Origin of the sequence: Bacteroides sp. AF25-5LB (assembly GCF_003602965.1) — a bacterium.
In the GTDB taxonomy this organism is placed as follows: Bacteria; Bacteroidota; Bacteroidia; order Bacteroidales; family Bacteroidaceae; genus Bacteroides; species Bacteroides uniformis.
Genome location: NZ_QTMC01000009.1, coordinates 168,778 through 178,904, shown reverse-complemented (window position 1 = coordinate 178,904; position 10,127 = coordinate 168,778). Strand labels below are relative to the sequence as shown.

General features: G+C 43.4%; 11 protein-coding genes. All 11 read right to left on the bottom strand.

Translation table 11 applies throughout. The features are described from left to right. Positions 1 to 244: 244 nt before the first annotated feature. Entirely contained in the window at positions 245 to 1,312 is a 1,068-nt protein-coding gene (locus DWY57_RS11925; protein WP_119961809.1) for a BF3164 family lipoprotein, read from the bottom strand. After that, entirely contained in the window at positions 1,281 to 1,517 is a 237-nt protein-coding gene (locus tag DWY57_RS11920) for an NVEALA domain-containing protein (RefSeq protein WP_034525331.1), read from the bottom strand. The genes DWY57_RS11925 and DWY57_RS11920 overlap by 32 nt, the downstream gene beginning before the upstream one ends. Positions 1,518 to 1,655: 138 nt before the next feature. Next, the gene (locus DWY57_RS11915) at positions 1,656 to 2,648 is read right to left on the bottom strand and encodes a DNA-binding response regulator (protein ID WP_232281769.1); all 993 of its coding nucleotides are present in this window, start codon (positions 2,646 to 2,648) and stop codon (positions 1,656 to 1,658) included. Positions 2,649 to 2,911: 263 nt separating this feature from the next. Continuing rightward, on the bottom strand, positions 2,912 to 3,250 hold the full coding sequence (locus tag DWY57_RS11910; protein ID WP_022402349.1) for a hypothetical protein: 339 nt from the start codon (positions 3,248 to 3,250) through the stop codon (positions 2,912 to 2,914). Between the two features lie 35 nt (positions 3,251 to 3,285). Next, positions 3,286 to 3,489: a hypothetical protein gene (locus tag DWY57_RS21090; protein WP_119961808.1), complete on the bottom strand. Its 204-nt coding sequence runs from the start codon at positions 3,487 to 3,489 to the stop codon at positions 3,286 to 3,288. 66 nt (positions 3,490 to 3,555) lie between these two features. Then, entirely contained in the window at positions 3,556 to 4,071 is a 516-nt protein-coding gene (locus DWY57_RS21305) for a winged helix-turn-helix domain-containing protein (protein ID WP_243634677.1), read from the bottom strand. After that, positions 4,072 to 4,668, bottom strand: a complete 597-nt coding sequence (locus DWY57_RS21300) for a hypothetical protein (RefSeq protein WP_243634675.1) — start codon at positions 4,666 to 4,668, stop codon at positions 4,072 to 4,074. It abuts the gene before it with no gap. A 202-nt stretch (positions 4,669 to 4,870) separates the two neighbouring features. Next, positions 4,871 to 5,941: a BF3164 family lipoprotein gene (locus DWY57_RS11895; protein WP_119961807.1), complete on the bottom strand. Its 1,071-nt coding sequence runs from the start codon at positions 5,939 to 5,941 to the stop codon at positions 4,871 to 4,873. 32 nt (positions 5,942 to 5,973) lie between these two features. Then, positions 5,974 to 7,539 (bottom strand): ATP-binding protein, encoded by a 1,566-nt coding sequence (locus DWY57_RS11890; protein WP_119961806.1) that lies wholly within the window; start codon positions 7,537 to 7,539, stop codon positions 5,974 to 5,976. A 465-nt stretch (positions 7,540 to 8,004) separates the two neighbouring features. Then, entirely contained in the window at positions 8,005 to 8,817 is an 813-nt protein-coding gene (gene nagB, locus DWY57_RS11885; protein ID WP_005835260.1) for a glucosamine-6-phosphate deaminase, read from the bottom strand. A 78-nt stretch (positions 8,818 to 8,895) separates the two neighbouring features. Further along, positions 8,896 to 10,095 (bottom strand): FprA family A-type flavoprotein, encoded by a 1,200-nt coding sequence (locus DWY57_RS11880; RefSeq protein WP_119961805.1) that lies wholly within the window; start codon positions 10,093 to 10,095, stop codon positions 8,896 to 8,898. Between the last annotated feature and the right edge of the window lie 32 nt (positions 10,096 to 10,127).

The window sequence follows — 10,127 nt, the reverse complement described above, 5'->3', positions numbered from 1 at the left end:
TTTTGTTGCTCAGGTACTTAAAAAAAATATTTTATAATAGTGTTGCGGAATTAAGGATATAAAAATCTTGGAGAACTCTTTTCTTGCCATACCTATCGAAATGGCAGAAAACACACTCTGTTTTCAATTCAAATTACTATCTTTGCCTCGACCTCCTTTCTTGGTGGGTTATGGAACGGACGGTACGAGATGCACCAACCAAACGTGAACCGTCCGTTCCTCTCCATCCATATTATAGTTTACTTTATTTCATACTATACTCTATTATCGGATCATCTTTATTCACATCCGTTGCCAAGATTATTCCTTTTTGTTCATCTACCGATATGCCATAAACATAATGATCTAACACATACCTGCAGAGAGGTTCGCCGGTCAGACTAAAAACATAGATATACCGTCCTCCATCCGGCAAATAGACACCTTGCTGTACATTTTGCGCAATTTCCTTAAAAGAGCGCCCATGAAAAACCGCATAGATAGCACTGTCTGCCACTTGGACATCGCTAAATCCCATGATACCCGTAGGAATACCATAACCCTGAGAAATCTTAAACTCCGGTTCACCGTGCGGACCAATGCGTACCACATGCGTACTATCTTTCAAATTAAAGACTTCAAGTACTTCGCCCAACTGGGTAACTGCTGCCAGCACTCCATTTCGGGGATTATAGTCGATGAAGCTACGCCATGCCTGAGCCAATGCAGGACGGGCATTCTGTAAAGCCTCCGCGTTGGCTGACGGTATTTGACCGGTTCTGCGCAATAATTTCCCTTGATAGTTTACCCAGCAAAAGCGGCTGCTGCCAGATCCGTCCGGAACAATGAAGGTAAAGTCGTCAACCATCACAAAGTCTAAAACGCGAAGCATGTCAGCATCCATATTTATCACTTTCTGAGGAACGATTGAGCAACCCGACGAAGTAAAATCATACTTGGTCAATACGGACTTACCAGCATCAAGTCCCCACAGAGATTGACCATGCCATCGGATATTTTCAGCAGAAAGCATCTCTTCGGGAGCCTCGCCCCGCTTGCCGAACGAAGCAAAATAGCGGAAACTCGGATAATGGAAAACATGGCAAAAGTAGTCCGTGCCATGCAAATCCATTACCACAGCCTTATCACCCTGCACCCGAACGCGGAACGGATAACGGAACAAAGCGGTGTCCAATGGCTGCACCCTCGCTTTCAGCTCGATTGTTTGCGGAAAATCCATGTAGGCAACAGAAGTTGCTACTTTTTTCTGCGTACAAGAGGAAAAGGATAGTGCGGATAGGCTAATGAGGCAGGCTATAATAAATTTGCACATGAGCTACTCCTTGATTTGTTAAAGGACAAACTATTGAACCACTCCCAAAACATTTGCTATCATCCCCACTCTCACCAGCAGCCAATGCCTCTATATTTTCCAATAGCAAATCATCCAGCTTTTCCGAATGACTAATTTGAACATAGCTTAAAACCGAAATGGCACTAATTGCCAAAGCTCCTAATAACTTCACCTTGCTTTTCATAGTGTTTTTGTTTTTTGTTACACAAGCAAAGATAAAAGGATTATTTTGGCTTTTGCCAGTCTTTATTTGGAAAACGCCCAAAGTTGGGGCGTGAAAAAAAGTTCACACCCGACACACCAATATGGGTTAACATTTCATCTACTTGGAGATAACAATTTGATACCCCTTCCTTTCCGGCAGAAGAAGAATCTGAACGGAATCGTCCGCCTCAAAGAGTTTACCCAATAAGCTTATTGCTTTTCTGCGGCGGCTGCCTAAATTCAAATCACTCAATGGCCAACCGCAAATTTCCGCTATTTCATCGTTCGTCAGGAAAAGTTCGGACGACTTGGCAAAACCAAGTAATAACTTCGCGGCTTGTGGCGTACAAGATACTTTTTCACCTTCATAAGTCAGTGTATGGTTGACGGAATCAAATATATACTTCCCGAACCGATAAGTGCTCTTTGTCAACGTATCAGCCGTTTTTCTCTTTCTATACTGTTGACCCCCTACATAAATCGCCAGTCCCAATAACAGAATGCACAAAATGCAGGATAGTATCTGCAGTACATGGTCTGCCCAATCCACACAGTGCCAAAAATCAGGCAGCATATAAGCTGTCAACCTCATTGTGTACATACCGTTCAAATAGTAAGTACCTAAATCATTCTGTGAAGCAATTATAGTTTCATCTCCAGTAGATGATTCTTGCACAATGCCCTTTCCCATCGGATTAACCTTCAGAAAAAGAGCACACATGGCTCCGCCATACCGATCATTCATCTCAGCTTTCCACTCAAGACAAATCTCTTCCAATGGAAATTTTCCATAATAATTCAACATATCGGCTTTAAACCCTACGACATCCAACGGAAATAGTCCTTGTGCCTCTTTCAATGAATCTATTATCACTTCAAATTCACCATCTTCTGATATCGCTTTCCTTTTGGTATGCTTCTTACCACCATCAGACCCAGATGCATAGAACATCCCCAGCCCATCAAATTCCCGATTCACGACCCGTTCCGCAACCTTCCGCAGAGTTTCTACAGCAACCTCCTTAGCCACATCTTGTCCCTGGTTGGCATTATCATATAATGCTACTATCACAGACACTGCCACCACTACAATGGCACATATCCATATCATAAGAATCTTCTTATAGCGTTTCATCTACTCCTTCCTTTCTGTTGCTTATTCATTTCTACCCATGCACTCGAAGAGGCATCCGCTTAATAGCGCCAAAGTTAAACAATAATATAAAAGAAAAAAGAAAAAAGAAAAAATGAATACAAAAGTTACTTTTATTCACCTATACTCACGATGAAAAAATATTCCTATTAAAAATCCGTTCGGTTATCGATACTGGTAATCAGTATATCCTACACGCCATGAGCCGTCAATTAATTATCTTATAATTCATATTTCACCAAGACAAAATCCGGATTCACCCCTATGGCATACAACGTATTACTCTGTTCTTCAGAAGCTATACGCATTACGGGAATACCCAAATCAACAATCTTCACTAAATTTCCATCATAATCATACAAGAAAACAGTATGAGGGCATTTGCTTGCATCCCTTCCCACTGTAGATTCATCCGTATCATCTTTTCTACGGTCTCGTTGCAATGTAATAATAAAATCCTTACTCATACAGAGTCCCCGGACACCTTTTACCCTGCGGTCAAAAATCACCTCATTGTTCCGAATCTCGTATTCGTCACCATCTGTTCGCCATTCCCACACTAATGAAAATTTATCCTCATCCTGCTGATACAATGCTAAATAAGGGAAATCATAACAAGAATAGACAAATACTCCACGAGATGCATTATATCCTCTCTCCCCCCCCCTAAATATTGTTTCACCTGCGGAATGGGATAATTGCCAAACGAAGAAGCCTGACCATGCAATAGGGTTTCAAAACAATGTTCCGCACCAGCATCCGCAATTCCAATATACACATTCTTTGCATATTCAGCCATGGCAGGACGCGATAACCGTTCGTCTGACAAGCACTTATTTTAGGCTTTGTCAGATGAGAGATTCCATCATTCATTCAAGGATTTTTTCAATGAAATGGGACTTTTTAGTTGATAACAAAATTTTTTATTTTCTATCCCCCAATCAGAGACTTCGGACAGGGCTTTTCGTAATCTTGTTATTACAGTATGTACATTACCCGGTGTTACTGAACCGTCCGGCCACAATAGTTCCATAATTCCATTGACTGACAACCTATAATCTTCCGCATCCAAGAAGGCTTGCAGCAGTCTTGCAAGGGTTGCCGTCAACTTCACCCTATTGTCTACTCTATACAGCACACCGGAATCAGCATCAAAAAACAAATCATCTTCCAACCGATAAACATGCGCCTCACTCCTATCTACTGCAATCATCGGTATTTCTTTCTCCACAAATATCGGAACTGTTTTTTCTACCGTCACCTCTTTGACAAAAAAACGGCGATAGACTTTAGCAATGTATTCTTGCAGAAAAAACAGCAGAAAGCAACAAAGAACAAGAGCGCACAAAAGAATCTTATCCTTAGCAGTAAAAATGTTCAATCAAGAATAATACAAATATCCCGTCACACCAATTTCGCACCTATAGCCCAAATAACAAGACATAAGACTATCCGGTTTTAACATATAAAGTGAATCGTCCGAAAAAGTATAAGTTTCACGTTCATCCCAATCAGCCACAGATATACGTACTACCGTTTTCCCAGAATAATTCATTTCTTCCAGTAAGCGATACCATATCCTATTCAACGAATCAGCTTGCAAAGGGAACATATGCAGTATATAAGAGTGCATCCCTCTCAAATTAGAAGATTGCTCCACATTATGAAAGTACTTTTCATAAGGAACAAAAAAGTCCTTTTTACCATATTCACTTTCCATTTCCACCTTTATCGGCTCCTTCTTAATGTCAATGGAATCATCCGGTAACCTAATATTCCCTGACGAACTGAAATACACGTCAACTTCATTCCTTTTCTGCAACTCCTTCCCTAAAGCTACACGAAAAGCACTGCGTGCCTGCGTTTCCCAGTACTCCATCCGGTTTTGATATACAAACCAACCAGTAATTACTGCTGCAATAATCCCTATAGCAACGTATATCAATAGCATTTGCCGTCTCCCTCTTTTCTCGTCCACGTTGTGTGTGTTCAAATATTAATCCGCCTCAAAGTTAGATATTTTTTTAACAAGAGACACCCATCTTAATCATCTTCTTACCGTTTGCTTAATAAAGGACGGCGTGATACCATTGCGCAGCAGGTAAAATGCTTAAGAAAAACCAAGAACTGATAAGAAACAGTATTTGGATAGAGCGAGCCAACCATAAACATAACTTAATCTATTTCAAAGTATACTGTACCAGTTCCACTTCACCTCTATCAGCCAAAGCATACAAGACATCATCATTATCAGAAACACAAAAATTTGTCAGTGGATAATCAGTTTCAAACTTATTTATCGGTTTTCCATTCCAAGATAACTGATAAATGACATTAGCTTTAAATGCATCCATACCAGCATCTCTAAAATTCTTTCCGGAATACAGCAGATAGATGTAATTATCCGTTGCATATGCCATGGTAAAAGACATTTTATTATCTGCACTCATTGGAGCCGATCGATATTCACCTGTTTCTTCTGTAACATAATTGGGATATCCACCTATCAATTCATAAGTTTTCTCAATTCCATCTTTATTTACAGAAAACAGCATAAAGATAGGAGCACTACACACAGCATACAAGAATTTGTCCAATGACCGATTAGAGCACAAAGTCCCTTGATAAGCCATCCCTCGCAAACGATTTGAAATAGCTTTCTCGCGACTATCTTTATAAGGATATTCAAAAAAGAACTTACTTCCAATAGAATTATCCGTAAGACTCAACATGTTACTTTCATAGAATCCTAATCCAAGATATGCGTCATATTTTGTCGGGGATAGCTTAATACTCGATAAAGTATCTTTAAAAACAACTGGAAAATTCATTTCTCCACGCTTAACCTTATCTAAGTTTATCTCACGCAATTCATGTTTATATGCATCATAAACACCAAGAATAGAATCGGACTTCATATTACAGAAAGCAAAAACTTGCAAGAATTCATTATTTCCTTCACCTTTTTGCCCAAAACGATAAACCCTATCGTTTTCTTTCAAATCAACCAAAAGAAAAAGAGAATCTCCAATATCATCATAAATAAGCAAAGATGAATCTACATATTGGATTAAAAAAGGACGTCCCAAAATTAATTCTCTATCCAAACAAGCCTCTGAAATAAGCTTCTTTGTATTTATAAAAGTACGATCCCAATCTTCTACACTACTATCTGGTTTTTGCACACATGATGCAAAAACACTCAATATGCAGAACAAATATAAAAAGCTGTTTAACCTAATTAATTTCATGTTTCCCTAATTTATTAATAAAGTTTCTTCTTCTAATCCGCTTTAGCTATTTTCCACCCGCCAATCGTCCGCGTGGCACTGTCAAAATTCACACCGATCTTGACCACACGCCTGCCGTCCGCCCGGTAAGGGATGGCATACTGCTTGCTGTCAATCTGAGCCAACGCCTCTTCCGGGGTACCGTCGTATTTGAATTCGAAGACATAAACGGCATCCTGCAACTTCACCACCACATCCGCACGGCCTACGGAACTCTTCACTTCCGACTCCACATATTGCCCCATCAACCGGAACAGCAAATAGAAAATGGTCTGATAATGCTTCTCGGTCTTGTTCTCCAAATCATTGGGAATGGAGGCAAAGAAGGAACGGGTACGCTCCAGGCAGCTATCCACATCACCCTTCATCAGGTCGCGAAGGAAAGAGACGACGTAGAAGGTGTTGTTCTGGGCAGGCAAGTGCACGTAAGAGGGAAGCAGGGATTCAATGAAACCTTTACGGACCTCGCCGTTGGGATAGGCCAAACGATAGATTTGGAAATTACGGTCATAGCCCTTAATGGTAAGATAACCGCTCTGGTAGAGCACCGGGATGGGACTCGTTATCTGTTCCGTAGGCGCATCAAACTGCTCGTCGGTAGCCTCAACACCTTCCAGAGCGCGCACATCGAAGTCTGCATGGCGCAGAATATCTATCAGGAAAGTAGGCGTGCCCGTGGAGAACCAATAGTTCTTGTATTCTTTGGAATTGAAAGCATTGAACAGGCTGAACGGGTTGTAAATATCCGCACAAGCCTTACTGAAATGATAACCGTCATATTGCCGCTTCAAATGCAAGCATGCCTCCTCGTAAGTCTCATCATTAGCCTCGGCCATCCGCTCAATATCGGGTTTCAACTGCGTCAGCAGTTCCTCCTCGGTGATGCCGCAGAGGGCACTGAAGTCATCGCGCATACTGATATTTTGCAAATTGTTCAGTTCGCTGAAGATGCTCAGCTGGCTGAACTTGCTGATACCCGTGATAAAAAGAAAACGGAGATATTGCCCCAGCCCCTTGAGAGGACTGAAGAACTTGCGCATCTCGTTGCGAAGCTGTTGTTGCAAAAGGGCATCGGAATTACTGTCAAGCAGAGGAGCATCGTACTCGTCAATCAGCACTACAACCGGCTTTCCGGTCTTGGCGTAGGCACGCAGGATGATGCCTTGCAGACGCTCTGCCGCCCCCTCTTCCTCTTCCTTTTTTCCGTAAATTTCTTCCCAACGAGATAAAAACAAATTCAATTGCCCCGTCAAGTCACGCAGCTCAGTATATTTCGTCAAGCTGAAATCAACGTGCAGCACCGGGCAAACCTCCCATTCCTGCTCCAGACGTTCCATAGCCAGCCCTTCGAAAAGTTCCTTTTTCCCCTGGAAATAGGCCTCCAGCGTAGACACGAGCAAGCTTTTGCCAAACCGACGGGGGCGGCTGAAGAAATAAATTTGGTCTGTATTCACCAATTTGTACACCAGCTCCGTCTTATCCACATACACACAATTCCGCGTACGCAGTTGCTCAAAATTCTGTATCCCTATCGGATAGCGTCTGCCACTCAATTCCATAGCTGCTACTGTTTAAATTACAAGTATGACAAAGATAGCACATATTCCGCAAAAAAGAAAGCACGCCCATGGCTTTTTCATCACAAGCCCTCACTGCAAACCTACTGCACATCTTTTGCAGTAACACTGCAAAGGCGTTGCAGTAGCACTGCAAAACAGTTGCAGTGGCACTGCATCTATGTTGCAGCGGCACTGCAAAAACGATGCACTGGTTTTGCAGTGAGTATTTGGTATCTTTAACATTGGCACCCAAAGCCTTACAGCGGAGCAGAGCCCGTTTTCATCACATAACGCCCTGTCCTGAAAACAGTCAACCAAAATCAGGAGAACAAAAAGGGTGAGGGCAAAATTTGCCCTCACCCTTTTAAATTGCTCTCACTCACCCCTGAAACACCGATGAACAAGCAGATGCAGACAAGCGGTGAGGGTGGTGAGGGTGGAATTGCAAAACTTTTATTAGTTTGCTTATTTCAGCAAGCTTTCCGCATCCAGGTGCTCTGCCTCAATATCCTTGAAGTAGCGGTAAGTACCCACCTTCAATTCTTCGGTGGCCGCATCGTCACAAACGATGATACCCTTTTCGTGCATCTGCAAGGCGCTGATAGTCCACATCTGCATCACGGGACCCTCGACTGCATGATAGAGGGCACGTGCCTTGTTGTGTCCGTTTACGATAATCATTACCTCGCGGGCGCTAAGCACAGTACCGACACCGACGGTCAGGGCAGTCTTGGGCACCTTGTTCACGTCGTTGTCAAAGAAACGGGAGTTGGCAATGATGGTATCGGTAGTCAATGTCTTCTGGCGGGTGCGTGACGAAAGGGAAGAACCCGGCTCGTTGAAAGCGATATGTCCGTCGGGACCGATACCGCCCATGAAGAGGTCGATGCCGCCGTAGGACTTGATTTTTTCTTCATAGCGTGCACACTCGGCATCCAGGTCGGCAGCGTTGCCGTTCAGGATATTGGTGTTCTCCGGCTTGATGTCTATATGGCTGAAGAAGTTGTTCCACATAAAGGAATAGTAGCTTTCGGGATGTTCCTTGGGCAAACCTACATACTCGTCCATATTGAAAGTCACTACGTTCTGAAAAGACACGATGCCTTTCTTGTTCAGGTCGATAAGTTCCTTGTACATGCCCAACGGAGAAGAACCGGTGGGGCATCCCAATACAAAAGGTTTTTCAGGTGTCGGATTAGCGGCCTTGATTTTGGCAGCCACATAATGTGCAGCCCACTTTGACACGGATTGATAATCCGGTTGAATGATTAGTCTCATTGTGATTGTTTTATTAGGTTAATAAATTAGGGGTAATTTTCAACTTCAATTCTTAATTTTTTAATTCTTAATTTTCAACTACTTCCTATCCTTCTTCAAACGCTCTGCCATGGCACGTGCCAGGTTTTCGCATTGTTCGTAAGTAATGTCCTTCATGGCCTGCTTCATCTCTACCGGGTCGCCCACAATCTCGAACTTGCTCTTTTCGGCAAACTCGCCCATGCGCTTCACGGCGGCACCCGCCCAGCAGAAGGAGCCGAAGTATCCCAGATAGCGTCCCTTCACTTCGCGTACCAGAATCTTGGAGAGCAAGGATTCTATCTCAGGATAAATCTGGTTGCTGTAGGTGGGGCTGCCGATGATAAGTCCGCGATACTTGAATATGTCGGCAATGATATAAGAAGGATTGCTCTTGCTCACATTGTGCATCACGATGTTCCTGATGCCCTGTGCAGAAAGTTCCGCCGCAATGGCTTCCGCCATCTGCTCCGTGTTGCCGTACATGGAACCGTAAGCAATGACCACACCTTCGTCAGCAGCGTAACGGCTCAACTTGTCGTAGATGCCGATAACCTTGGCTATGTTTTCCGTCCACACCGGTCCGTGCGTGGAGCAGATAGTGGAAACGGGCAGACCGCCCAGCTTAGCCAACGCCTTCTGCACCGGAGAGCCGTACTTGCCTACGATGTTAGAATAGTAGCGAACCATCTCATCCCAGTATCTGTCCAGATTGATGCGGGTATCCAGGAACCCTCCGTCCAACGTGCCGAAACAGCCGAAACCGTCACCGGCGAAAAGAACTCCTTCCGTTTCGTCAAAAGTCATCATCGTCTCGGGCCAGTGCACCATCGGGGTCATATAGAAACGGAGTTTATGATGTCCCAAAGCCAGAAAATCCTCGTCCTTCACCATGTACTGTTCGCCCGTCACGCCATAAAAGCCCTCTATCATGCCGAAAGTCTGCTTGTTGCCCACGATGATGATGTCGGGGTAATGCTGCTTTATCAGACGGATAGAACCCGAATGGTCCGGTTCCATGTGGTTGATGATGAGATATTGGATGGGGCGCTCGCCGATGATACTCTTTATCTTGCGCAGATACACCTCGAAGTAGCAGATGTCTACCGTATCGACCAAAGCGACCATTTCGTCGTCTATCAGGTAAGAGTTGTAGGAAACCCCATACGGCAACGGCCACATACCTTCAAACAAATGCTTATTGCGGTCATTCACTCCCACGTAGTGGATTTTTCCTTTTATCACTGTTTTTGGGTTCATAATTATTCTTTATTTAGATTGATTCCATATTT

What these genes read in the sequence shown, in the direction of transcription:
- DWY57_RS11895 (WP_119961807.1), bottom strand. Translation starts at nt 5,941, where the DNA reads ATGAAATTAATTAGGTTAAACAGCTTTTTATATTTGTTCTGCATATTG.
- DWY57_RS21090 (WP_119961808.1), bottom strand. Translation starts at nt 3,489, where the DNA reads ATGGCTGAATATGCAAAGAATGTGTATATTGGAATTGCGGATGCTGGT.
- DWY57_RS11920 (WP_034525331.1), bottom strand. Translation starts at nt 1,517, where the DNA reads ATGAAAAGCAAGGTGAAGTTATTAGGAGCTTTGGCAATTAGTGCCATT.
- DWY57_RS11925 (WP_119961809.1), bottom strand. Translation starts at nt 1,312, where the DNA reads ATGTGCAAATTTATTATAGCCTGCCTCATTAGCCTATCCGCACTATCC.
- nagB (WP_005835260.1), bottom strand. Translation starts at nt 8,817, where the DNA reads ATGAGACTAATCATTCAACCGGATTATCAATCCGTGTCAAAGTGGGCT.
- DWY57_RS11915 (WP_232281769.1), bottom strand. Translation starts at nt 2,648, where the DNA reads ATGATATGGATATGTGCCATTGTAGTGGTGGCAGTGTCTGTGATAGTA.
- DWY57_RS11880 (WP_119961805.1), bottom strand. Translation starts at nt 10,095, where the DNA reads ATGAACCCAAAAACAGTGATAAAAGGAAAAATCCACTACGTGGGAGTG.
- DWY57_RS11890 (WP_119961806.1), bottom strand. Translation starts at nt 7,539, where the DNA reads ATGGAATTGAGTGGCAGACGCTATCCGATAGGGATACAGAATTTTGAG.